Annotated in this window: 21 protein-coding genes and 1 tRNA gene; 13 read left to right on the top strand and 9 right to left on the bottom strand. The window is 44.1% G+C overall.

Annotation, left to right across the window (positions count from 1 at the left end; all coding sequences use genetic code 11):
• Both D9Y29_RS25375 and D9Y29_RS25380 read right to left on the bottom strand, forming a co-directional pair.
• Positions 1 to 334, bottom strand: a 334-nt coding sequence (locus tag D9Y29_RS25375) for a hypothetical protein (protein ID WP_164735550.1), incomplete at its 3' end; no start/stop codon positions are given.
• Between the two features lie 192 nt (positions 335 to 526).
• Positions 527 to 787 (bottom strand): hypothetical protein, encoded by a 261-nt coding sequence (locus D9Y29_RS25380; protein ID WP_127133060.1) that lies wholly within the window; start codon positions 785 to 787, stop codon positions 527 to 529.
• A gap of 353 nt (positions 788 to 1,140) precedes the next feature.
• Here D9Y29_RS25380 and D9Y29_RS25385 point away from each other — a divergent pair, with 353 nt between their 5' ends.
• The 5 genes from D9Y29_RS25385 to D9Y29_RS25405 all read left to right on the top strand — a co-directional run bounded on the left by D9Y29_RS25385 (position 1,141) and on the right by D9Y29_RS25405 (position 9,185).
• The gene (locus D9Y29_RS25385) at positions 1,141 to 1,356 is read left to right on the top strand and encodes a helix-turn-helix transcriptional regulator (RefSeq protein WP_127133061.1); all 216 of its coding nucleotides are present in this window, start codon (positions 1,141 to 1,143) and stop codon (positions 1,354 to 1,356) included.
• Between the two features lie 317 nt (positions 1,357 to 1,673).
• Complete coding sequence (locus D9Y29_RS25390; protein WP_127133062.1) at positions 1,674 to 4,739, top strand: DEAD/DEAH box helicase family protein; 3,066 nt, start codon at positions 1,674 to 1,676, stop codon at positions 4,737 to 4,739.
• 3 nt (positions 4,740 to 4,742) lie between these two features.
• Positions 4,743 to 6,368 carry an HsdM family class I SAM-dependent methyltransferase gene (locus D9Y29_RS25395; RefSeq protein ID WP_127133063.1) on the top strand — a complete coding sequence of 542 codons (1,626 nt, stop codon included), beginning with the start codon at positions 4,743 to 4,745 and terminating at the stop codon, positions 6,366 to 6,368.
• Positions 6,355 to 8,256 (top strand): restriction endonuclease subunit S, encoded by a 1,902-nt coding sequence (locus D9Y29_RS25400; RefSeq protein WP_127133064.1) that lies wholly within the window; start codon positions 6,355 to 6,357, stop codon positions 8,254 to 8,256. Before D9Y29_RS25395 ends, D9Y29_RS25400 begins: the two co-directional genes overlap by 14 nt.
• Positions 8,257 to 8,267: 11 nt before the next feature.
• Positions 8,268 to 9,185 carry a restriction endonuclease gene (locus tag D9Y29_RS25405; protein WP_127133065.1) on the top strand — a complete coding sequence of 306 codons (918 nt, stop codon included), beginning with the start codon at positions 8,268 to 8,270 and terminating at the stop codon, positions 9,183 to 9,185.
• Between the two features lie 321 nt (positions 9,186 to 9,506).
• Here D9Y29_RS25405 and D9Y29_RS25410 read toward each other — a convergent pair whose 3' ends face one another.
• Complete coding sequence (locus D9Y29_RS25410; protein ID WP_127133066.1) at positions 9,507 to 9,878, bottom strand: winged helix-turn-helix transcriptional regulator; 372 nt, start codon at positions 9,876 to 9,878, stop codon at positions 9,507 to 9,509.
• 141 nt (positions 9,879 to 10,019) lie between these two features.
• On the opposite strand from D9Y29_RS25410, the gene D9Y29_RS25415 reads away from it, so the two are divergent.
• The 3 genes from D9Y29_RS25415 to D9Y29_RS25425 all read left to right on the top strand — a co-directional run bounded on the left by D9Y29_RS25415 (position 10,020) and on the right by D9Y29_RS25425 (position 11,944).
• Entirely contained in the window at positions 10,020 to 10,811 is a 792-nt protein-coding gene (locus D9Y29_RS25415; protein ID WP_127133067.1) for an SDR family oxidoreductase, read from the top strand.
• 21 nt (positions 10,812 to 10,832) lie between these two features.
• The gene (locus tag D9Y29_RS25420; RefSeq protein ID WP_127133068.1) at positions 10,833 to 11,156 is read left to right on the top strand and encodes a nuclear transport factor 2 family protein; all 324 of its coding nucleotides are present in this window, start codon (positions 10,833 to 10,835) and stop codon (positions 11,154 to 11,156) included.
• Positions 11,157 to 11,239: 83 nt separating this feature from the next.
• On the top strand, positions 11,240 to 11,944 hold the full coding sequence (locus D9Y29_RS25425; protein ID WP_241238048.1) for a DNA-3-methyladenine glycosylase I: 705 nt from the start codon (positions 11,240 to 11,242) through the stop codon (positions 11,942 to 11,944).
• Here the strand turns inward: D9Y29_RS25425 and D9Y29_RS25430 are convergent.
• Positions 11,906 to 11,979: transfer RNA gene (locus D9Y29_RS25430), tRNA-Asn, on the bottom strand. The two genes, D9Y29_RS25425 and D9Y29_RS25430, sit on opposite strands and share 39 nt — an antisense overlap.
• A 195-nt stretch (positions 11,980 to 12,174) precedes the next feature.
• Here D9Y29_RS25430 and D9Y29_RS25435 point away from each other — a divergent pair.
• The 5 genes from D9Y29_RS25435 (at position 12,175) to D9Y29_RS25455 (ending at position 20,226) form a co-directional block, all read left to right on the top strand.
• The gene (locus tag D9Y29_RS25435; RefSeq protein ID WP_127133069.1) at positions 12,175 to 15,162 is read left to right on the top strand and encodes a PAS domain S-box protein; all 2,988 of its coding nucleotides are present in this window, start codon (positions 12,175 to 12,177) and stop codon (positions 15,160 to 15,162) included.
• A gap of 34 nt (positions 15,163 to 15,196) precedes the next feature.
• Positions 15,197 to 15,562, top strand: coding sequence for a response regulator transcription factor (locus D9Y29_RS25440; protein WP_127133070.1), 366 nt, complete (start codon positions 15,197 to 15,199; stop codon positions 15,560 to 15,562).
• A 65-nt stretch (positions 15,563 to 15,627) separates the two neighbouring features.
• Entirely contained in the window at positions 15,628 to 16,713 is a 1,086-nt protein-coding gene (locus D9Y29_RS25445; RefSeq protein ID WP_127133071.1) for a HEAT repeat domain-containing protein, read from the top strand.
• Positions 16,710 to 18,173, top strand: a complete 1,464-nt coding sequence (locus D9Y29_RS25450) for a glycosyltransferase family 2 protein (RefSeq protein ID WP_127133072.1) — start codon at positions 16,710 to 16,712, stop codon at positions 18,171 to 18,173. Before D9Y29_RS25445 ends, D9Y29_RS25450 begins: the two co-directional genes overlap by 4 nt.
• On the top strand, positions 18,160 to 20,226 hold the full coding sequence (locus D9Y29_RS25455) for an LTA synthase family protein (RefSeq protein WP_127133073.1): 2,067 nt from the start codon (positions 18,160 to 18,162) through the stop codon (positions 20,224 to 20,226). Before D9Y29_RS25450 ends, D9Y29_RS25455 begins: the two co-directional genes overlap by 14 nt.
• An 80-nt stretch (positions 20,227 to 20,306) precedes the next feature.
• Here D9Y29_RS25455 and D9Y29_RS25460 read toward each other — a convergent pair whose 3' ends face one another.
• The 5 genes from D9Y29_RS25460 to hflX form a co-directional block, all read right to left on the bottom strand.
• Positions 20,307 to 20,837, bottom strand: a complete 531-nt coding sequence (locus D9Y29_RS25460) for an REP-associated tyrosine transposase (RefSeq protein ID WP_127133074.1) — start codon at positions 20,835 to 20,837, stop codon at positions 20,307 to 20,309.
• A gap of 177 nt (positions 20,838 to 21,014) precedes the next feature.
• Positions 21,015 to 22,175, bottom strand: coding sequence for a hypothetical protein (locus tag D9Y29_RS25465; protein WP_206513877.1), 1,161 nt, complete (start codon positions 22,173 to 22,175; stop codon positions 21,015 to 21,017).
• A 12-nt stretch (positions 22,176 to 22,187) separates the two neighbouring features.
• Positions 22,188 to 23,441, bottom strand: coding sequence for a YaiO family outer membrane beta-barrel protein (locus tag D9Y29_RS25470; RefSeq protein WP_127133075.1), 1,254 nt, complete (start codon positions 23,439 to 23,441; stop codon positions 22,188 to 22,190).
• Between the two features lie 96 nt (positions 23,442 to 23,537).
• Positions 23,538 to 23,894, bottom strand: coding sequence for a Rieske (2Fe-2S) protein (locus D9Y29_RS25475; protein WP_127133076.1), 357 nt, complete (start codon positions 23,892 to 23,894; stop codon positions 23,538 to 23,540).
• Positions 23,894 to 25,084, bottom strand: a complete 1,191-nt coding sequence (hflX, locus tag D9Y29_RS25480; RefSeq protein WP_127133077.1) for a GTPase HflX — start codon at positions 25,082 to 25,084, stop codon at positions 23,894 to 23,896. Before hflX ends, D9Y29_RS25475 begins: the two co-directional genes overlap by 1 nt.
• Positions 25,085 to 25,156: the final 72 nt, after the last annotated feature.

Consider the following 25,156-nt stretch of genomic DNA (forward strand, 5'->3'; position numbering starts at 1 on the left):
AATAATTGGATTGCAGCACTGCAATGGCAAAAGGGTTGCCTTTGCTGAGTAAGATGTTGAATTCTTCCGGAGTCAGGAGCAGTGCGGAAATGGGCAGTTTGTGCTTGCATCTTTGCTCTATCATATCCAGTAGTTCATGCCGGGACTCTCTGGTGGACCTTGCCAGTATGAGCAGGTTGAGTTTTGTAGGCGCTTCGATCACGGGCGGTTGGGACTGACAGAAGGTCCAGACAGCTTGTTCCTGGCTGGTGAATGCCAATAGCGCGATCTTTTCTGTGGGAACAGTTCTTACAATGATGGAAATTACTTCCTGAAGAAGTGGATGAGGTTTCATGAAATAAGTTTTAAATGCTTGAATGAATAGGAGGATGGGCAGGCAGGCGCTCCTGATCAGTATTTGCGGGCATAGGATGCTCCTATCGATTTGCATCGACGAGTGTGAGTATGCGAGCTTACAACAAATGGAAAATGATACAGGAGCGGTGGCTATTGGAAGGATAGCCGGGCCTGCAAGGGAGAAGTGGGCTTAATTGGGCGCGATTTCCGGGTTGTCCGGTTTTGTGATGAGGACGTGTGCGACTTCGATTAAGTTGGAAATCCTGCGCAGGAAATCGATGAGGAGCCATTTGTCTTCCTTATCCAGGTCACCGTAGGATTCAGTGATGGTGGTGGTTTGGAGGTTATCCATGTCTGATCGGATTTTCTCGATGGAGTCTCCGTTGAAGAATTGGTGGATGGAAGCAATGGGGTTGGAAAGCGATTGTGTTGACTGGGATGTGTTTGGCATAGCGAAAAGTTTAATGGTGAAAAAAAGAAAGGATGTATAAAGAAGTCAGAGGAAGGCAGATTCTTGGGGAAATAATTATAGGGTTGGAACCTACCTGTCCTTCCTGAACGGGCTGTGCAAATGTTCTTTTTCGGCAAGCATATTAAGTTTAAGATGTTTAAATTCTGCCGAAATTCAAAATTGGGAACTTGCACAAAAAAAATTCGAGAAGTAAAAATAGAGAAAAGTTCTGAAATGCAGAAATAAAAAGTAAAAATATTGCTATTTAATGCTGTTATTCGGAACTAAGTGACGATGTGTAAAGGTTGATAGGTTTCTTATATTGCCTACTTAGTGGTGAAATGCGCTATTATATGGTTGAAAAACGAACACTTAATAGGATAAAGAGTGTCTTAGCTGACAAGGACAAAACTAACTTGTGGCTCGCAGAAAAGTTAGGCAAAAACAAGAGCACTATCTCGAAATGGTGTACAAATGATCAGCAACCCACACTTGAAACCTTATTTGAAATTGCGGATGTGTTGGACGTAAATGTTTGTGAGCTGTTAATCCCAAGAAAAAAAATGTAATCACATTCTCTGCTTATCTACGTCTGAAATATCTGCTAGCCAAAATCCGGAACAACTGGCGAGTGATCGAATTGTTCGCATGCTTATTGATGCGGGTTGGCTTCTTTGGTCAAAAAAACAGACTGATTTTAGTTGCAGACTTGGGAGTTGCAATAAGAGTTGTATTTAATTGCCTTGGCGATTGATGTACCGCCTTGTGAGTTGCTTGAAGCTTTGTGTGAGAAATTGAAGCTGGAGAAAAAAACTAAAATTTAGAAATCACTAAAGAATTCCCATTGGGGTTTTATTATAAGCGGTCGAAAATCAGATTCAATTAGATGTCATTCAACGAAGATTCAAGAGTAAAAATACCTGCCATTCTGCATCTATGTCGTATGGGTTTTACCTATATACCAAGAAGTCAGCAGCAGAGAATTGAAGAAAATAACATTTTCCCTGCAATCTTTAAGAAAAGCATTGCCGAACTAAACAGTATTACAGAACTTGAGGCGACTTCGATATTGGATGAAGTTGGATTGAAACTTAAATATGATGATCTTGGCCAGGATTTTTACAAGTGCTTGGTGAATACTTCCGGAACAAGGTTGATAGACTTTCAACATTTCCATCGGAATTCGTTACACGTTACGACTGAACTCACGTATAAGAATGGCGAAGAAGAATTTCGACCTGATATTACATTGCTAATTAACGGGATGCCATTAATATTTATTGAAGTAAAGAAGCCCAACAACAAGGAAGGGGTATTGGCAGAGCGAACCCGCATTGATAAACGTTTGGCATTAAAAGAGTTTTCTGTTTTCACAAACATTACTCAATTAATGATTTTTTCCAATAACATGGAATATGAGGATGGAGTGATAGAGCCCGTAATGGGGGCTTATTATGGAACCTCATCCCAAACGGGAGTCCTATTTAATTACTTTCGGGAGGAAGAAATTCTAAATTTAACCCACTTGCTCAGGCCCGAAGACCCTGAGTTAGAAAATCTGGTGCTTAAGGACAATAATATTGTTGCGATAAAGCACACGGATGAATTTAAAACAAACAAACATTTTGACACTCCGACTAATCGCCTGCTTACTTCCCTCTTGAATAGGGATAGGCTGGCTTTCTTTCTACAATTTGGTATAGCATATGTGGAGGAAGAAAAGGAGGGCAAACTGGAACGTCAAAAGCACATCATGCGCTATCCACAGTTTTTTGCAACAAATGCAATAGCGACGAAACTTGATGAGGGAGTAAAAAAGGGTATCATCTGGCACACCCAAGGTAGTGGTAAAACTGCATTGGCTTTTTTTAATGTAAAATTTCTCACGGACTATTTCCAGAAGAAAAATGTAATACCTAAATTTTATTTCATTGTAGACCGGTTGGACCTGGCCATTCAGGCGCGAAATGAATTTCGTTCAAGAGGTCTGTCAGTAAAGTCGATAAGTTCCCGTAGTGAATTTATCAGGTCGATCAAAACGGTAAGCGCAATTCAAAATAATTCCGGTGATCTCGAAATTACAGTAATAAATATTCAAAAATTTTCTGAGGAAAGCAAAGTTCTGGAAGAGTTGGATTACGATATTAATATTCAACGAGTATACTTTATTGATGAAGCGCATAGGAGCTACAACCCCAAAGGAAGCTATTTAGTCAACTTGTTGAAATCTGATGATGCAGCCATCAAAATTGCGTTGACTGGAACCCCATTGTTAAGAGAAGTGACTAAGGAATTCGATTCCAAAGCATTGTTTGGTAACTACATCCACAAGTATTACTATAATATGTCTATTGCAGATGGTTATACTTTACGCTTGATACGGGAAGCCATCAGTACAACTTACAAGATGCAAATGAAGGATGTAATGGCTCAGATAAAGGTGCTGCAGGGGGAGATTTCAAAAAGCGAAATCTTCGCCCATCCGAGGTTTGCCGAGCCAATGCTGGATTATATCATAAAAGACCTAAATGCATTCCGGAGGCTTAATAGAGATAATAGTCTTGGCGGTATGGTTGTGTGTGATAGCTCTGACCAGGCCAAAGAATTGTTTCGCCAGTTTGAAAAAGTATATGGGATTCAAAAATATGAATACTCCATGGTTGCTGAAGAAGCTGTAGTGTATGGTATGAATAAACCACTAAAGGCTCGATTGATATTGCATGATGTAAATAGCAAAGACGACAGGGAAGCTGATATTAAGGCATTTAAAAGCGGCGAAATAGATCTCCTCTTTGTCTATAACATGCTGCTCACTGGTTTCGACGCTCGGCGTCTGAAGAAACTGTACCTGGCACGGGTAGTTAAAAATCATAACCTGTTGCAAACTTTAACGAGGGTTAATCGGCCATATAAAGAATACCGTTTTGGTTATGTTGTAGATTTTGCGGACATCACCAAGGAGTTCAAGACTACCAATCAGAATTATTTTCAGGAATTGCAAGAAGAGTTAGGCGATGAGATGCAGAATTACTCCAATTTATTTAGAACGCCTGAAGAGATTCAAAATGAAATTGCAACAATTAAAGATAAGCTGTTTCAGTTTGACACCTATAATGCTGAGAGTTTTCGTATGCAAATTAGTGACATTAAAGACAAAAAGCAATTGCTTGATTTGCAACATGTACTAAATAGCGCGAAGGAGTTAAGAAACATTATTCGACTGCAGGGCAGTGAGGAGTTGCTTGATTTAGTTGACTTTACCAAACTCAATCAATTGCTAGGAGAAGTACAGCGCAGGCTAGATATGCTAAACCTGGTCGACGACATTAATAGCAATAATGACACATCTAGTTTGTTGGATAGCGCATTGGAGGATATTTTCTTCCACTTTACCAAAGTATCAGAAGAAGAAATGATACTGTCAGACCGGTTACGTAATCAGCTTCGAAAGACGCGTGAAGAACTACTGCGAAATTTTGATCCTACAGACCCAACTTTCATTAGTCTTAGGGAAGAACTGGAGCGTATCTTTAAGAATAAAAATTTAGATGAAGTAAGCCAGGAAGATATGCGGGAGAATATTCATTTACTAAGTAAAATATATGACGAAGTAAAAGAGCTCAACCGCAAGAATGCCTTACTAAAAGCCAAGTATGAAAACGATGAAAAATACGCTCGAATTCATAAGCGGCTTACAAAGGAGCACGCCATTCCTGCCAAAGAAATACAGGTACATGACGCCTTAATGGGTACTAAGGCACAAGTAGATGGTATTTTTCTAAATAATATTAATCTTTTACAGAACGACGAATACTTTAAAGATGAAGTAATGAGTATTGTCATTAACCAGTTTATTGATACAAAGAGAATAAAACTTGATTATGATACCACTCAGATAATTAATCATCTGATAGTTAAGGAATATTTACAACAATACAATTATTACAGATAAGCCATGACGGAATTAGAATTTATAGCCAAAACAAAAGCGCTAATAGACGACCTGAAAAGTGTATGCGCCAATTATGGTTTAGGAAATGATGCAAGCGAGTTTAATATAATTACTCAAGTGTTTTTGTACAAATACCTGAACGATAAATTTATTCACGAAGCTAAAAAAATAGACAAAGACTTAGCCAAGGCGAATGATTTCCAGAAGACTTATGAAGCCATGCCTGAGGAAAAAAAGAACTTTTTGCATGGCAGAATAGGCAACAGGGCTGCTAGGTTAGAGCCAGAACAGTTAATATCCTACCTCTTCAATAATTCCAACAAAGCTAATTTTGCAGAAACATATTTTGATGGCACTCTGCTTAACATCAGCACCGAAAATGTAAGCCTGTATTCTGTAAAATCCACAACCGGAGTGAAGGATAAAATGTTTGATAACATTAGTCAGTTTATCCGTGATGCCTCTCAAAGAGATGCTTTTTGCCGGGCATTGATCAATAAACTAGTGAATGTTAGCTTCGAAAAAATGTTCGGTGAGAAATATGATTTCTTTGCTACCATTTTTGAATATCTGATCAAGGATTACAATAGCGATAGCGGAGGGAAGTATGCTGAGTACTATACACCCCATGCTGTAGCTCGAATTATGGCTGCAATATTAGTTAACGAAAAGGATATCAGCAATGCAACCGTATATGATCCTAGTGCGGGGTCGGGCACTCTGCTTATGAATATTGCGCACGCTATTGGCGAGAAAAACTGTACAATTTATTCAGAAGACATTTCGCAGAAGTCGGCGAATATGCTGCGGCTAAACCTGATCCTAAACAATCTTTCGCATTCCATACCTAACATTATTAAGGGCAATACAATACTACAGCCTTCCTACATTAAGGAAAAATTCCAATACATTGTTTCCAATCCACCATTTAAACTTGATTTCTCAGATTACCGGGAAGATCTCACTAAAGATAGTTTCAGGGAACGTTTTTTTGCTGGTATCCCCAATGTGCCTAATGCTAAAAAAGAAAGCATGGCTATTTACTTGCTCTTTATTCAGCACATTATATATAGCCTGGCGCCCAATGGTAAAGCGGCGGTTGTAGTACCTACTGGTTTCATAACTGCACAGAGCGGCATAGAGCGAAAAATACGCGAGGCCTTGGTAGAACGCGGCTGGCTCCGGGGCGTGGTAAGTATGCCCAGCAATATATTTGCCAGCACGAGTACCAATGTATCTATCCTGTTTATAGATAAAAAAGCCAACAGTAACAAAGTGGTGCTGGTAGATGCCTCTAAACTTGGTGAAACTATAAAGGACGGCAAGAATCAACGTACCAGGTTAACTGATCCCGAAGAGCAACGTATTATAGATGCGATGAACAAAAAGCAGGCAGTTGAGGATTTTTCCGTTGTAGTGAATAAGGCGCAGATTGTGGGGAAAAATTACAGCTTCTCTGCCGGGCAGTATTTTGAAGTGAAAATTGAATATGTAGATATTACCCCCAAAGAATTCGCAGCAAAGATGAAGGGCTTTGAGGAGAAGCTGAGTGCTTTGTTTAAGGAAGGTGAAAAGCTCGATAAAGATATTATGAAAGGATTAAAGGGGGTGACATATGAGCAAATATAAATGGCATCAATCATCTGTTGGAGAGTTTATTGATTTCAATCCATCAGAAAGCCTACCAAAGAATAAGATCGCTAAGAAAGTACCAATGGAAAAACTTGGTGTGTTTGAAAGAAAGATAAAAGGATTTGAATACGCAGAGTATAAAGGTGGTCCAAAGTTTAGAAATGGTGATACGCTTGTTGCAAAGATTACTCCTTGTTTAGAAAATGGGAAAACGGCATTTGTGGATATTTTAAATGACAATGAGGTTGCCTATGGATCTTCTGAATTCATAGTATTGAGAGAAAATGAGTGGTCTGACAAAAAATTCATTTATTATTTAGCAAGAAGCCCTCTTTTTAGAGAAAGAGCGATAAGTTGCATGGAAGGAACATCTGGCAGAAAGAGAGTTAATGAGGGAGCATTGAAACGACAGAGAATATTGGTTCCTGAGTTAAAAGATCAAAGACGAATAGCAGCAGTACTTTCTGCTTTTGACGATAAAATAGAACTCAACAATAAAATAAATGTAGAGCTGGAGCAAATGGCTAAAACGCTATATGATTACTGGTTTGTGCAGTTTGATTTTCCAAATGCTAAAGGCAAGCCCTATAAATCTTCAGGGGGCAAGATGGTTTATAATGATGTGCTGAAGAGAGAGGTACCTGAAGGATGGGAGGTTGAGAAATTGGGTGCTGTTCTAAAAACTTATCTTGGAGGAACTCCTTCTACAGCGAATGTAAACTTCTGGGATGGTAATATTCCTTGGATGAATTCAGGTGAGGTTGCTAACTTCCCTGTTCTTGCTACGGAGCAAGCTATTACAGAAGAAGCTATAAAAAACTCATCCACTAAATTGATGAAGGAGGGAAGTGTTTTACTTTCAATTACGAGGCATTTGAGGGTGAATATTTTGGGTATTGATGCTTGTATTAACCAGTCAATTGCAGGTATTGAAGAAAATGAACTGTTCAAAAATTCATATATCTATTTTTCAATACTCAATGATATTGAAAGGTTAATGAGCTTGCGAACCGGGGCGCAACAACCTCACATCAATAAAGAAATTGTAGATAGTTCGCCATTTATAGTTGCTGATAGAAAAGTCTTAGAAATGTACTACAAAGCAGCGAATCCGATCCGTGATAGAATAGTCAACAATGCTAAACAAAACCAGCAACTTTCTGCTTTACGGGATTGGTTACTACCTATGCTAATGAATGGTCAGGCAAAGGTCGCTGAAAGTTATACCCAACAAAAAGAACCGCTAAGTATCGTGGCCGAGTCGGAACCAGAATGTAAAAAACAAACAGAACTCAATATACCCAACGGCAAAAAGGGTTTTGCCAAACAGGTACTAGCTGGTAGAATAATATCGCTTTTCAAGGAAGATCCTCAATTTACCGAAATCAAGTTTCAAAAAATTCAATTTTTGGCGGAGCATATCATTCAGGCTGATTTGAACTTAAATTACTATTACCAAGCTGCCGGACCTTATGACAATGTTTTTATGCATTCTATTTATAATGATCTCAAAAAGAATAAATGGTATGACAGCAAGGACAAAAAATTTATAGCGTTAGAAAAACAGGCTAAAATAGAAGAGTATTATCAAGGCTACTTTGGTTCTGTAATTGGGCAATTAGATAAGCTTTTCCATTTGCTATCAGGCGCTACAGAGGTTAAATCGGAAATCATTGCGACAATCTACGCTGTCTGGAATAATTTCATCATAGAGGGAAGGCCAATTACCGAGGATGAATTGATTCAATCTTTCTATAATTGGAGTGAGCGAAAGCACCAATATACCAGAGCCCAAGTACAGGAAGGGTTGCAATGGTTAAGAGAGAATAAGCTCGAACCTACCGGTTTTGGGAAATTGATAAAAAAGGCGAAGAGCAAAAAATAATACAAGTATTTATGTCAATACCGGACTATCAAACAATAATGTTACCTCTTTTGAAGCTGTTATCTGATCGAAAAGAATACTTATTTAAGGACGTAATAGCTTTATTAGGCAAACAATTCAAGTTAACAGAGGAACAAATGAGTGAACTTCTTCCTAGCGGCCAATCCCTATTGTTTGCGAACCGGGTTGGCTGGGCAAGAACTTATTTGAAAAAGGCGGGCTTGCTAGACTCTCCTAAAAGAGGAGTAGTCTGTATAACCGAGCGAGGCTTGCAGGTACTGAAAGGAAATCCGAAAAGGATCGACAACAATCTACTCAAACAGTTTCCTGAGTTTGTGGAGTTCCAGAACATAAAAAAGGAAGATTCTGGATCATTGGAGCAAATTGATACTACTCAAGTAGAAAAGCAAACTCCAGAAGAAACTATCGACTTAGCTTATCAGAATATACGCCAATCCTTGGCACAAGAACTTATAGATACAGTTCGTCGATTAAGTCCAGCTTTCTTTGAACGGCTGGTTGTAGAATTATTAGTGAAAATGGGGTATGGTGGTTCTATGAAAGATGCCGGAAAGGCAATTGGGAAAACTGGCGATGAAGGGATTGATGGGACGATTAAGGAGGATAAATTAGGGCTGGATATTATCTATATTCAAGCAAAAAGATGGCAGGCAGGCAACGTTGTTGGCAGGCCGGAGCTGCACAAGTTTGTTGGGGCTTTAGCTGGGCAAGGGGCAAAGAAGGGTATCTTTATCACTACTTCTACTTTTTCAAAAGACGCACTGAACTATGCCCCTAAAAATGAAACAAAGATTGTGTTAATAGATGGAGTGCAGCTCGCCCAATTAATGATCGATTACAATCTTGGTATATCAGTTCAGAGATCCTATGAAATCAAACGCCTGGACAATGATTATTTTGAAGAGTAACAGTCCCAACATACATTGTATAATTCCTGTTGGGGATTTGAATATAAGCCTATCGCGAAAAATGAATTAACTTAGATAACGATAAGCTCTTTCACCCACTTGCTGGCAAATTGTTGGCAAAAAACAAAAAAGGCCGCTTGCGCGACCTTTTAAATTAATTTCCGCTCCCCGAACTGGACAGTTTTTGAACCAGTTAGTGCTTGATTTAGAGGCTTTTGCCGATCTTCCGGAATGACAGCATGACAGAACCATAAGGAACGGGTGGCTCCTGCTGTGGGAAGCCAAGGGTGGTTGATGTACGGCCAAAGGTGCAGTATGACCTTAGTCCAAAGCAGAACTTACAGCCCGTTTCAAAATCACATCCCGCAAACGGTCTTGGTGTGCATCACCCCATTGTCCAAGTGCGCCAATCACAGGGATCAATGTTTTACCAAATTCGGTAAGGCTGTACTCTACTTTCGGTGGCACAACAGGATAGATTTTTTTCGTAACTAATTCATGGTCTTCCAATTCTTTCAATTGCACATTCAACACACGCCTTGTGGCATCAGGGATTTTTCGTAATAATTCGCTGGGGCGTTTGTGGCCCTGATCAATAAACCATAATAATCGGATTTTCCATTTGCCGTAAAGTACTTCGCCAATCAAATCAAGTCCGCAATTCAGGTTGGGTGATGTCTTTCTTTCATACATGTTGCAAAGTTATACATATGTCTCATTTGCTGAAATAGGGGATAAATTTATCCCTATGTGAATCGTAACTCCGTACTTGTTCTGTCATCCTTTACGTCTCAATTTTGCCCTATTATCCATTTTTAAAACAGAACAAAAACAATGGAACAGTTCAATTTCAACAATGAGTTATCAGGTAAGATTGCCTTGGTAACCGGCGGTACAAAAGGCGCCGGAAGGGCTATTGCAGAAAGGCTGGTACAGGCTGGTGCAACGGTGATTATTACGGCCAGAAACGCCCCGGAAAAAGAAAGCAGCCAACTGCATTTTATTGCTGCGGATTTAAGCAAGGTAGAAGGAGCAGCAAAAGTAGTCAGCGAGGTTTTATCTACTTATGGAAGACTGGATATTCTTGTGAATAATCTTGGTTCTTCAACAACACCCGCCGGTGGTTTCGCGTCGTTAACCGACGAAGACTGGATATCAACGTTGCAAGCGAACCTGCTTGCTCCGGTTCGATTGGACAGAGGATTTTTACCGCAAATGATCGAACAAAAAAGCGGTGTCATTATTCACATTGCGTCCATTCAGGGCAAATTGCCTTTGTATGATTCCACTTTACCTTATGCCGCTGCGAAAGCCGGCTTAAGAAATTACAGCAAAAGCTTATCCAACGAAGTCTCCCCAAAAGGTGTTCGAGTGCTGACTGTTTCGCCAGGATGGATAAATACAACAGCATCGATAGCCTGGTTGGGCGAGATTGCAAGAAATGCTAATAGTACTGTAGAAGAAGCTCAGCAAAGCGTCATGAATGCATTGGGTGGAATACCTTATGGCAGGCCCGCCGAACCGGAAGAAGTAGCCGAATTGGTTGGTTTTTTGGTTTCGCCAAGAGCCGCTTATTTGACAGGAACGGAGTACGTTATTGATGGCGGCACCGTACCAACCATCTAATCACTATTTAAAGCTTACAAAATGAACTTACCTAAAGTAGTATCCAATTTAGTGAAGGCACAAAACGATTTTGATAGTACAGCCTATGCAGATTGTTTTTCCGAAACAGCCGTCGTATTTGATGAGGGAAAAACCCACACCGGAAGAAAAGAAATAGAACATTGGATCGACGATGCAAATAAGCGATACAGGGCCGTAATGAACCCTGTGGGCTTTGAAGAAAAGGAAAGTGAAAGCCTTTTGAAGGCAGAAGTTTCAGGAGACTTTCCCGGAAGTCCAATTGTGATGACGTATCATTTACAAATAGCCAATGAATTAATAAAGTCATTGAAAATTACAGGTTAGGTAGGAATGGCTAGTTTAGCCATTCCTTTTTTAACCCAAAGAAAAATAGGTACATCATGTCTTATTGCGCAGCCATAGAAACCATGCAGCCTGTTGAAAAAAAGTCGCTGCACAAAAACTATCATGACAAGCACTATGGTTTTCCAATTCATGATGACAATGAATTGTTTGGAAGGTTGATCTTAGAAATCAATCAGGCTGGATTGAGTTGGGAAACGATTCTGAAAAAAGAGCAATCTTTCATAAAGGCTTACAGCAATTTCAATATCAAAAAGGTGGCCGCATATACAGAGAATGACAGGGAGCGGCTGCTGGCGGACGCCGGAATCATCCGCAACAAACTGAAAATAAATGCAGCCATTGAAAACGCAAAAGCAATTCTTGCTTTGCAAAAAGAATACGGCTCATTTGAAAAATGGCTGAAACACCATCACCCGAAAACCAAAGAAGAATGGGTAAAATTATTTAAACAGACATTCCGTTTTACAGGCGGTGAAATCGTAAATGAATTTCTGATGAGCATTGGTTATTTGCCAGGAGCGCATGCTGAAACTTGTCCTATCTACAAAAAAAATCCTACAGCAGAAACCTATGTGGACAAGACAATAAACTGCAAAGCAAAGAGGTTTTTTGATACAAAATATGCCCATAAAGTGGTCATTTTCTCTGGTACTTCCACCATCGTGCTGGCAAATTGTTGGCAAAAAACAACAAAAGGCCGCCATTGGCGACCTTTTGTTTTCTTCCTGCTCCCCCTGCTGGACTTGAACCAGCGACCCTCTGATTAACAGTCAGATGCTCTAACCAACTGAGCTAAGGAGGATTATCCATTCCTTACATCTTTAACTTTCGTTCTCTCTGTAAGGGGTTGCAAAAATAGGGATTTTTACTTTCCAACAAAACTGATTCTCAATTTTTTCCAAATAATTTTTCACACCGCCAAATATGCCAAATTTTTTTATACTAACTTAGTATATAATACTTTAGGCTCATCCTCCCTCAGGTATCATAATATCCCATGAAGACGTATCGTCCAATATTATTTGTACTGCTTTTCGCCGTGGCAGGGGTCGTCCTTTTCCTCTTCACCTCCTGGAAAGACAGTCAACGCGTAAAACAAACCCAGTACTGGATCAATCATACCAATGATGTGATCCGGCAACTCGACATTATCTATAACACCATCCTCACAGAAGAATCATCCGTCCGCGGTTACACCATCTCCGGAAACGATATCTTCATCTGGGACATCCCCATCAACAACAAGAAAATCCTCGCTACCCTGCAACATACACAGGGCCTGGTTAAAGACAATCCTCAGCAAGCTGCCCGTCTCAAAAAAGTCCATTCGCTGGTATCGCAGAAACTGCAAGGGCAGGAAAAACTAATTCAACTGAAAACTACCAACCCGGATTCTGCCAGCGCACTCTTCTCCAGTCTCACGGGAAAAAAGATAACCGACCAGCTCAACGCCGCCATCACCGAAATGAAAATGGTGGAATATAAACTCCTGCAAGACCGTATCGCGCATAACAAAGAAGCAGCCGAATCATCTTTCAACAGAAGCCTGGTAGGCGCCCTTATCATTTCCATCTTCATCTTGGGCATCTGTATCAAACTCATGCGGGATATCAGGCACCGCAAAAAAACAGAAGACCAACTCATAGAAAGCGAGACCCGTTACCGCCAGTTCGTCGAAAATGCAGGCGTCATCAACTATACAGCCGATCAATCAGGACATTTCACCTTCATCAGCAGCCAGGTGGAATCCCTCACCGGCTACACATCGGAAGAACTGCTTGGTAAACATTACACCGTCCTTATACCGCAAGACTGGGCGCCCATCGTCTCCGAAAAATATTATAACCAGTTCATCAATCACATCCGCGAAACCACGCTCGTCTTCCCGATCATCCACAAAAGCAGTGAAATGAAATGGGTGGAACAAGACGCCATTCTCCTGGAAAAGGATAATATCATCCAGGGCTTCCAATGTGTGGTAAAAGATGTAACAGAACGCACCCGCGTAGAACAAAAACTCAGAAAGGCCGAAGATGAAAAGAACGAAGTGCAGTTCCGTATCCAGGCCATTCTCGACAATACCCCGCTCATCATCTACATCAAAGACCTCAATGGCCGCTACACCCTCGTCAATAAACAATTCAAGGAAGTCTTCAGGCTTACAGACGAACAGGTGATTGGAAAAACTATACAGGAACTCAACAACGATACACAAAGACAAACACAGGACACCGTAACCAAATACCAGGATGCAGACCTGGAAGTGATCAGAACCGGCGCCTCCGTTGAGCTCGAAGACGTTCTAAAACTCCCTGACGGAGACCATCACCTCCTCACAGTCAAGTTCCCGCTCTTCGATAAATACAATGAGATCTTCGGCGTCAGCGGCTTCATGAAAGACATCTCGGAAATGGTCCGCTACCGCCAGGACCTCATCGAAGCACGCAAAAAAGCAGAGTCCGCCGAACACCTGCAGGAACAGTTCCTCGCCAACATGAGCCACGAGATCCGAACACCCATGAACGGCATCATCGGTATGAGTAACCTCCTCATACAAACACCACTTCAAAAATACCAGAAAGAATACCTCGAGATCATCCGCGTTTCATCGGAAAATCTCATGGTACTCATCAATGATATCCTGGACCTCTCCAAGATCAAAGCTGGCAAGATCTCCCTGGAACAGATCGCCTTCGATATCGATACCATCATCCAGCCACTGATCGCCACTTTCGAAATAAAAGCCGCGGAAAAGAATATCGGATTCTCCGTTTCATTATTTCCGGATGTGCCAAGATACCTCACCGGCGATCCCTACCGGCTTAACCAGGTACTCAACAACCTGCTCAGCAATGCTTTCAAGTTCACGGAAAAAGGATATGTGACGATGGAAGTTGACCTGGAAAAAATGGAAAACGATACAGCCTGGGTCTCGCTCCGCATCAGCGATTCAGGCATCGGCATCAAACACGAACAACTCAACTATATCTTCGAAAGCTTCTCGCAGGCAAGTTCAGACACTACCCGCAAATACGGTGGCACAGGGCTTGGTCTCGCCATCACCAAAAAACTGGTGGAGATCCAGGGAGGCAGTATCTACGTCACCAGTCAACCCAACGCCGGCACCACTTTCTCCATCACTATCCCCTACCAGGTAGCGGACGAAAAACAAGTGCAGGAAACACACCACCACACGGATGCCATCATCGATCCCAGTCATGCTTTCAGCGGAAAGAAAGTATTGATCGTAGAAGATAATGAAGTCAACCAGCGCGTACTTCAGCTCAACCTGCAAAAATTCAATATCGATGTAAGCATCGCGGGAGACGGAAGCTCAGCCGTGGAATGGCTCAGCAAAAATCCCGATACAGACATGGTGTTCATGGACCTTCACATGCCGGTAATGGATGGCCTCCAGGCCACCACCTGCATCCGCAAAGACCTGAAACTTGCCATCCCTGTAGTAATGCTCACCGCCGCTGCACAAAAATCGGAACAACAACGTTGTCTCGATGCCGGTGCAGACGCCTACATCACCAAGCCCATCTCCCAACAGGAACTGTACAACAGCCTGGAGAGATACCTGCTGCAAAACCAGCCCCTGGAAGAACGCAGCCCATATGAAGCGGATATGTCGAATTACACAGAGTTCAATATTTCAGAACTGCTGCAACTGGGCGACGCCGAAAGTATCCGTATGGTCTACGAGCTCTTCGAAGCCACCCTGCCACCGGGACTGGAAAATTTGAAACAAGCCGCAATCAGAAAAGACTGGAAAACCGTATATGAACAGGCGCATAAGCTGAAAAGCAGTCTGGCCGTGATCCAGGTGAAGGGAATGCTGGGCGTGATGGGCACAATCGAACACAATGCCAAACAACAAATGAACCTGGCATCACTGTTGCCGATGATAGAAGAGGCCTCGGCCTATATCATAGAAGTGATGCCCCGGATCAAAACAGCCATAGATAAAGAAACAGCCTGATAACTATTTTGTACTTTTTTTGAAAACAGAGAACATGAAGATTTTAGTTGCAGAAGACGAACCCATTATGCTGAAGACGATCGAGCTTCGACTGAAAAAGGATGGATACGACGTAATAGCAGTATCCGACGGCAGGGAGGCCCTGAAACAGATCAGGGAAAATACGCCCGACCTGCTGATCACGGATATCATGATGCCCTATTCATCAGGACTTGAACTGGTGGGCGCCGTGAAACAGGAATTATCATCCCCCATCCCCGTGATCATCCTCTCCGCCATGGGGCAGGAAGACGTGGTGGTGAAAGCATTCAAGCTGGGAGCCGATGATTTCCTGAATAAACCTTTCAGTCCAAATGAACTAAGCTTGCGAGTAAAACGTCTTTGTGGAAAGACGATGTAATGATTTACAGAATCTGATCGTTCACCATAATCGAGATCCTTATTAAAACCATTATTGCCGATACCTTGCTATTTGCCCGGTTCATCCGGCCCGAACAGCTATTCTACCTGGGCATACTCTGCCTGATAGCTGCCGGCATCACCATCCTGTACTGTTTCTACTACAGTTCAAGGAGGAATAAATTCCGCAATCAGAAAGCGCGTATCAAACAACTGGTAGAACCATATATCAGCCAGAGCATCCTCGAGTCCATGGATACGGAAGAGACCAATTTCCGCCTGCCGGGCTTCGGGGAACTGCAGCAACAATGCAGGAGCGAATTCAACCGGAAAGTGATCATCAATGAACTGGTGCTGGCGCGGAAAAACCTGGCAGGACAAGCCGCGCAAACCATCGAACAGCTCTATACTTCCCTGCAATTGCAACTGGATTCGGAACAAAAACTCCGCAGCTACAAATGGCATAAAAAAGCCAAAGGCATCCAGGAACTATCGCTCATGGGTCAACGACAATTCTGGAAAAGCATCTACCGCCTCACCGATCACTCCAATGAACATGTGCGGATGGAAGCTCAGGCAGGCATTGTTAGACTGCTCGGCTTCGCCAGTCTCCGCTTCCTCAATTCCGCCACCTACCAGATCTCCGAATGGCAGCAGATCAACCTGCTCTACCTGCTGGAGTCCCTGCCGGTTGCGGAGTTCCAGGGAATAGAAAGATGGCTGCACTCAGGGAATAAGTCGGTAGTGATCTTTGCGCTCAAGCTGATCGGCAGTTTCAGGAGATATGAACAACACGATCTCGTGATCAAATGTCTCCAACGCACCGAACCGGAAATAAGACAACAGGCCATCAAAACCCTGGCGAATATCTACCGGGAAGACACAGCCGCTTTCATCATCGAACAATACCCTGTCGAAACCTGGCATAACAAACTCGAAGCATTGAAAACACTTGGAAAGATCGGCGCGGAAGATGTGGCGCCCTTCCTCGTGGGCGAGATCAATCACCCTGATCCCGCCATCCGCATGGAAGGCGCACGCGCACTCCTGCAAAGCACTGCCGCCGCCAGCCAGGTACTGCAGCAGAAAGCCATCACAGACGATTCCTGGAACACTATTCTTGCACAACTTGAAAATGAAATGAGGGCATGAGTTGGCAACAGGTCATATTCGATATTCTTACCTACGGCATTCTCGGTTACTCCGTAGTGCTGATCGGTTTCTATCTTTTCATCGGTATATACTCCATCGGCGAAACCAGGAAATACCTGCAAAAGAATAGTTTTACAGATTATTCACTGCTCGCGGTATCGTCGGAAACGCCGGGTATTTCTATTATCGCTCCGGCTTACAATGAAAGCGCCACCATTGTTGAGAATGTTCGCTCTTTGTTAAGCGTGTATTATCCCAACCTGGAATTGCTGGTAGTGAATGATGGCAGCAAGGATAATTGCTTACAACTACTCATAGAAGCCTACCAACTGGAACAGGTGCCCATCTTCATTCATGAACAGGTCCCCACCAAACCTGTTCGCGGTGTATACAAGAGCAGGAACCCGGTATTCAGCAAACTGGTAGTGATCGATAAAGTGAACGGAGGTAAGGCCGATGCATTGAATGTAGGCATCAACCTGGCCACCAAACCTTATGTGGTTTGCATCGATGTGGATTGCATCCTGGAAGAAGATGCATTGCTGAAAATGATCAAGCCTTTCCTGGAATCTACCAATAAAAGAGTGATCGCTTCCGGGGGCGTTGTTCGGATCGCGAATTCCTGCGAGATCGAAAGCGGACGACTGGTGAAAGTACATCTCCCGAAACAATTCCTACCTCGCGTACAAACGCTGGAGTATATCCGCGCATTTTTATTGGGCCGAATGGCCTGGAGCAGGCTGAACGGGCTGCTCCTGATCTCCGGCGCCTTCGGCGCCTTTGACCGGGAGATCGTGATCAAGGCCGGTGGTTACAATCACAATACAGTCGGGGAAGATATGGAACTGGTAGTGCGCATGCGCAGATACATGGAAGAGCAGAAGATCCCTTACAAAGTCACTTATATCCCCGATCCGCTCTGCTGGACGGAGGCGCCGGTCTCTTTCAAGATCCTTGGCCGGCAACGCAACCGCTGGACGCGCGGCACCATCGAAACACTCGGCTTCCATAAAAAGATCTTCTTCAACCCTCGATACGGACTGCTCGGCATGCTCAGCTATCCGTATTGGTTCTTCTTTGAATTCCTCGCACCACTGATAGAGGCATTCGGGATGCTCGTGTTCCTGGTGCTTGCTGCACTCGGACTGGTAGACTGGAACTTCTTCTTCGCATTACTCTTCTTCATCGCGGCATTTGGCTTCACGTATTCCGTGTTCGCGATCTTCATGGAAGTGGTCACCTACAATCAATACAAAAAACGATCAGAGGTGATGAGCCTCATCCTCACAGCATTGATAGAGCCTTTCTTCTTCCATCCTTTCGTGGTTTGGTCGGCCATCAAAGGCAATATAGACCTCGCAAGAAAGAAGAACGCCTGGGGCGAAATGACCCGACAAGGTTTTGCAGGAGCCAATGCCAATAAAGTAAATCCAATTCCACCCAAACATGGCAACAGTTGATTCCTTACCAGCACAGGAGAAAATAGAAAACGCTACAACAGGAAAATGGACAATAGCGCTGCGCCGCTTCGCGTCTTTATCGCTGAGCACATTGATCGTATTGTTTGCGTTGAGAATGCTGGAATGGATCTGGAACGGTGTTAGTCACCAGTTCCCGCAGGAGGGATTTATCTTTTTCCTCAATATCATCGTTAATGATTTCGTGTTATTCTGCAAAATGAGTTTGGTTTTGCTGGTGGTGTTTGTGTTGCTCTGCTTTGTTTCTCTCAGAATAGCTACAATAGTTTATCGCGTGCTGGCGGTGATTGCCATTCTCGGTTATCTCATGCTGATACAATATTTCAACAGCACACTGGTGCCACTGGGCGCAGACCTGTACGGGTATAGTTGGAAAGAGATCAAACTCACAGTAGGCGCTTCAGGAAAGCTCAACCTGGTGACGGTGCTGCTGCTGATCATTTTTCTTACAGGCATCGTGTTCGGGTTGCTTTGGTTGGGTAAAAAGATAAGGCCCGGGCGGGTTTCATCTTTTGTTGTTTGTCTGTTGATCGTTTCTACTTCTTTCCTGGCCTTTGCTTCCGCCTTCACGCCGCATATTTTTTCTGTTGAGTACGATAATAATCTATCGCGGAACAAACTGGATTATTTCCTCTCGGCTTCCGTGGATCATTTCTACCCGGAAGAACAGGAAACGGATATCTATGCGGATTCCTATATCGGGGATTATGGAGAGAATACCGGAAAGGACCTGCTTGCCTCCTTCAATTATATCGACGAAAAAGAATATCCTTTCCTGCATGCAGACAGTACGGAGGATGTGTTATCGCCATTTCTTTCTACATCAGACACGCCTCCGAATATCGTGATCCTGCTGGTAGAAGGACTGGGACGAGCTTTCGCCAACGAAGGCGCATACCTCGGTAACTGGACGCCGTTTGTGGATTCATTGTCGCAGCACAGCCTGTACTGGGAGAACTGTTTGAGCGGCGGCGGAAGAACATTTGCTGTATTGCCAACTGTGCTTGGCTCCCTGCCATTCGGGAAAAATGGATTCAATGAACTGGGGAATAATATGCCGCAGCAATTGTCGCTGATGAGTTTGCTGAAGAAGAACGGCTATCATGCCGGGTTCTATTATTGCGGCGATGCCAGTTTCGATAACATGAATATCTTCCTGAAACACCAGCAGGTGGATAAGATAAAAGACAAACATACTTTCCCTGCCGGTTATGCGCAGTTGCCATCGCAGAACGGTTTCACCTGGGGATACGGCGATAAAGAACTTTTCCGGTTCTATTATGCTGATCAGCAAAAAGACCCAGTTGGCGGTCCTAAGCTGCAAGTATTGCTGACAGTGGCCACGCACAGTCCTTTTCTCATCAATGAGCAGGAAAAATACAACCAACGCGTAGACCAGCGCATTACCGAGCTAAAACTAACAGACCAACAGAAAGCAGAACGAAAACAATATCGTGCGCAATTCGCGTCCATCCTGTATGCAGACGACGCCCTGCAACAGTTCTTCGAAAAAGCAAAACAATTACCGGGCTACAACAATACCATCTTCCTCATCACCGGCGATCACCGCATGCCTGAGATCCCGATGATCACAAAAATAGACAGGTACCATGTTCCGCTGATCCTGTTCTCGCCCATGTTGCAACGCAGTGCAAGGTTTCAATCCCTCAATACGCACTTCGATATCGGCCCGAGTCTGCTCGCCTATCTCAAAAACACCTATGCGCTCAAAGGCCCCGGTATGCAAAGCTGGATGGGAAGCGGGCTGGACACTGCGCGCAGCTTCCGCAATATCCACTCGATCCCATTAATGCAAACCAAAACAGACCTGATAGATTACGTAATGGGCAACTACCATATCAACGGCTCCGATGTATTCCGTCTCAGCAATACACTCAATGAAGACCGCATAACAGAACCACCCATTATTGAAAGCCTAAAAGGAGCATTCAACAAATTCCGCCAAAAGAATCAGCAATTCATCCAGGGCTCGCCACTGATCCCCGACACCTTATTCAAATCCTGGAAGCCATAGCAAGTTAAATTTACTCAGCGTGCTGGCAGTCGCTCGCCTCTGGCGAGTGACTTATATTTCCTCGCCTCCGGCGAGGACCCTCACAATTCCATCACTTTCAAAAACCCTCTCTCACAAGCGCTACTATAAACCCAATGCTCCGGTTCTTGAACATATCCGGCCCTTACCGGATTCTCATGAACATATCTCAGTTTTTGTTGCAACATATTATGTCCTCTAATCTCAATTGCATGACTGGTTGGTCTCCAAAATGCATACTCCCCATGCCTTTTAGAAAACCTGGCATGATACCTGAACATATGCAATAACCAATCTTTCCTGCTCTCTTTTTCATTCTTTTCAATGGTATAGATAATGTCTTTAGCGGAGAAGCTTTTGAAATCGCCTAACAGCTCATTGAGGTTGCCATCTCTGGCCGAAGAGATCAGGTGGAGATGATTGGACATAATCACATAAGCAAACAATTCCAGTCCTTTGAATTGTTGGCAATAACTGAGGTTCTTGATGATGAGATCTGAATAGATAGAACGGGTGAAGACATCGATCCAGTCTACAACTGTGAGCGTGTTGAAGAAGAGACCATCATAATTCGCTTTGCGGAGTTCTGACATTTTTTTTGCGAAGCAAGATGAATGGATATAAGGAAATAACAGCGGGAAAAATAACGGGAAAGCGGGGGATTTTTCCCCTTGTGGTGTGGAGGGAAATTTGTAAAGACGGTTCGCCGGAGGCGAACAAATATAAGTCACTCGCCAGAGGCGAGCGACTGCCGGCAGCGTAAGTATTAGTTACTGACTGTGATATAAGTCATCAAGAATGGTGGTCATTAATGGCCGGTAGTAATTCCAGAAGAAACTTTTTCTTTCCATTGGATCACTGGTGTTATAGAATAACCAGCTGAAATAGTTGATGCCCCTGAAATAAGAGCTGGTCATACTAACCGGGTTATCGCAAAAATCTGCGGAGAAATAATAGAATTTGTAATCCGGGTGGATATGTTGTGTTACGGCGGGAAAGCTTGCAGGGAGGTTCTTTTCTTTCAATAGTTTCATTCCTGCTTCATTCGCGTCCACTTTGAAATGCGCGATCACTTCATTGATTGTGGTGTCGGTATTGATCACATCGAACCAGAAAGCGTATTTCATGGATTCGGGCAGACCGTACACTGTTTGTCCTTTTATGCCAGTAACGATATGCGGCATAGTCTCACCCAGATGCGTACCCGCTTCCAGGATCACGATCTCTTCTTTATCGCTCACAAGAGCCACTCCGTCTTTTTTGAAAGGCCATTGATTGTTGTGTTGTTGCAGGTAATTGCTGATCAGCCAGCGGGGAAGTTCTTTGTTCAGGGCGGTGTCCAGGCTCTCGAAATACCTGCCGATCCAGCCTGTCCAACGCATAGAAAACATTTGCTCAAATTGCTGGCGGATCTCGGGAGATGTAGGAGACCCGATAGTATTGAATTCTGTGATGATGAGCTTGTGTTTGTCTTTCATCCTTTGCAACAGCCCGATATCTTCCTTGCTCATACCGCCATATACGATGCCGCTGCGTTCGGTTACATTTTTTCCGCTGAACCATTCATTGCTGAAAACGCCGTAGGTGTCGGCGAAGTAGGCGGCTTCGGCGTCCTCGCTGAGTTGGTCTAATTGTTGGGAAGTGAATCTTTCCAATCCTTTGACGCGGAATTTCTCGCCCTGCTGAGGGAAGAAACCAAAATAATCGTTGGACGCGCCATAGGCTTTCTTGCTGGTTTTGGTATAGCGTTCCTGGTTCAGTACCCAGGTGAGTGAGAGATGTTCCTGTCCCTTGCGACTGATCTCGGTCTTGTCAACAATGGCGATCACCATTTTCTTTTTGGGCGTGCATAGCCAGGCGATCCACATCCAAAGCGGAAGCAATACAATCAGCGCGACAATGATCAATATATTCCTGGTTCTCTTTTTCAAGGGATCGAAAATTTAGAATCTTCTCTGGTAACCGATGCCAGCTGTGAATTGATTGTCTTTTGTCTTGGGAAGATATTCTACGCGGGCGTAACCGGCATTGATCAGGAATACATTGAGTTTCCTGTGAGTAAACCGGTATCCGCCGGAGATGCGGTTGGTGAGCAGTTTGTAATTGTTGTTGAGCTGGATGGCCTGAGTACGATCATCCGGTGAGATACCGTAGCCGAGCGATAAATGAACAAAATCGTCTGCGCCTCCCAGGTAGTAACGGGTAGTGAAGGAGTAGGAATGTGAGATGCGGTTATCGTCAGGTGTTACATAAGCGCGGAGATTGAACCAAAAGCTTTTGTAGTATTTGCCGATAGAGCCGGTGTAGATCCAGGTATCGTTACCAAAGTTGAGGTAACGAAAACCGAGGTCTGCCTCAAAACTTTTAGGCAGGTTGGCATAGAGCGAGAAGCCGCCGCGGTATTTGGGGAACACCACATCATCGGCGGAGTAGCCGAAGTTCACATAAGCGTAAAAGTTTTTGGCGATGCTGGGATAGGCGTCTACCTCAAACTGAACACCATCGGTTTTGAATCGATTGGTGTAATTGACCCGACCAATAATGGAACCATATTTTGTCTGACGGCCATAATCCAGGCTGATCAGGTGCCAGGGATCAGAGAACTGTTTATCAAAATGCGTATAGTCGTAGGTGATACCGATCCTGTTGGAAGCGGCAAAGTCGCGGATCCTGCCGGAGAGGGCGCGGGCTTCTGTGTTCTTTGGATCGATGGTGAGCAGGGAATCCGTGAGACGTGCCGCGGGCTTGTAGTCGCGCATGGCGGTGAGGATCTTTGCTTTTTGCAGCATCAGTTCCGGAGACCGGGGATGATGCTGAAGGCCGGTTTCGCAATAAGCCAGACCTTCTTTATAATGATTGGTGAAGTAAGCGATGCTGGCTGCGGCAACGGCTGCATCTTCATGCGAAGGGTTTTCGCGCAGCGCCTGGTCTAGTGTGATGCGGGAGCTGTCTGTGTTATCGCTCCAAAAATAGAGCCTCCCGAGGAAGACGCGGATATCAGTATAACCCGGGCTCTGGCTCAATGCCTGCTGGCAAAGTGCGATGGCTCTGGGATAATCTTTTTTCTGAAAGGCAGCGCTGCGCGCCTGCACCAGCAGCTCATCGGAAGAAAGTTTCTCCTGGGCTGTCAGCGTATGCGCATGCAGGATAGCGGTGGCTATGAGGAAAGCCGGTACGAATAGTTTTTTCAGGATCATCGGAAATTTCCGTTATAAATATATAAGGTAAATTAATGCTTTATAAGCAAATAACTGGCAGTAAACTGCACAATTCCGGAAGAGCCAGGAGTTAACTTATAACCAACCGAAGAGGCTGCTTTCTTCAAGACCTACGAAAATGCCGGCTTCGGTGGTTTTTATCGGGAAAGTTTTCAGGTAATAACCTTCACCACTGGTGTTGCGGCCATTCTTTATACTGAATTTGTAGCGGTGCAAAGGACATACCACGTTGCCAATGGCATCGATATACCCATCGGCCATGATGCCGCCCGCATGCGGACATTTGAAAGCAAAGCCAAACCATTCCTGCTGGTGTTTCGTGATACAGATCTTTTTCCCTTTCACTTCCACCACGGCGATGCCATTGGCGGCAAAGGGAAGTTCGGCTTCGCTTTCAGCAACCTGGTGCCATTTGTAATTCTTTTCGCTCATCAATAAAAGAAAGCTGTTTTGTAGGGATAACGGATCTTGTACATATCCCTTACCTTTTCAAGAATGGTATTGCGGAGTGTATCGAGATTTCTTTTTTCCGTTGCAGAAATGAAAACGCAGTTGCCCTGGAGTTCATTCTCCCATCTTTCCTTAAGCTCATTGAGGATCTCCACTTTCACTTCTTCTTCCAGCCAGGGATCGAAAGTGTTCTTTTCGTACTGGTCCATTTTATTGAAGATGGTGATCACGGGTTTGTCGTGCGCTTTGAGTTCCTGGAGTGTGCTGTTCACCACGCCGAGCTGATCTTCGTATTGAGGATGCGACACATCTACCACATGCAGCAGGATATCCGCTTCGCGCACCTCATCCAGTGTGCTTTTGAAACTCTCTACCAGGTGGTGGGGCAGTTTTCGTATGAACCCTACCGTGTCGCTGAGCAGGAAGGGGGTGTTCTCGAAGACTACTTTACTGGTTGTGGTGTCCAGTGTTGCGAAGAGTTTGTTCTCTGCAAATACATCTCTTTTGCTGAGGAGGTTCATGATGGTGCTTTTGCCTACGTTGGTGTAACCTACGAGGGCAACGCGGATGAATTCACCACGATCCTTGCGTTGTACGCCGGCGATCTTATCGATCTCCGCGAGCTTCCTGCGCAGCAAAGCGATCTTATCTTTTACGATACGACGGTCGGTTTCGATCTCCGTTTCACCGGGGCCTCTGGTTCCGATACCACCACCAAGACGTTCAAGGTGTTTCCACATACCTTTCAACCTGGGCAGCAGGTACTGGTATTGGGCTAGTTCCACCTGGGTTTTGGCCTGCGCGGTTTTGGCGCGGCGGGCAAAGATGTCGAGGATCAGATCTGAGCGGTCGATAGTTTTTACACCGAGGATCTTTTCAATATTCTGGATCTGTGAGCCGCTGAGCTCATCATCGAATATAACGAGGTTGATATCTTTTCCCTGGATGTATTCCTGGATCTGTTCCAGTTTTCCTTTTCCTACAAAAGTGCGACTGTCAGGATGCGCCAGCTTTTGCATGAAGCGTTTAACGGCCCTGGCTCCGGCGGTTTCTGCCAGGAAGGCCAGTTCTTCGAGATATTCCTTCACCTGCGGTTCTGTCTGGTCTTTGTGTACGAGACCCACGAGTACGGCTTTCTCCTCCTGTTGAATGATGTTCTTCTTATCTAACAATTAATACGATTTTGAGCAAAGGTAAATGAAAAATCCGGGCAGGCTGTTGGCCAGTCGCTCGCCTCTGGCGAG

Source organism: Pseudoflavitalea rhizosphaerae (assembly GCF_003991355.1).
GTDB classification, from domain to species: domain Bacteria; phylum Bacteroidota; class Bacteroidia; order Chitinophagales; family Chitinophagaceae; genus Pseudobacter; species Pseudobacter rhizosphaerae.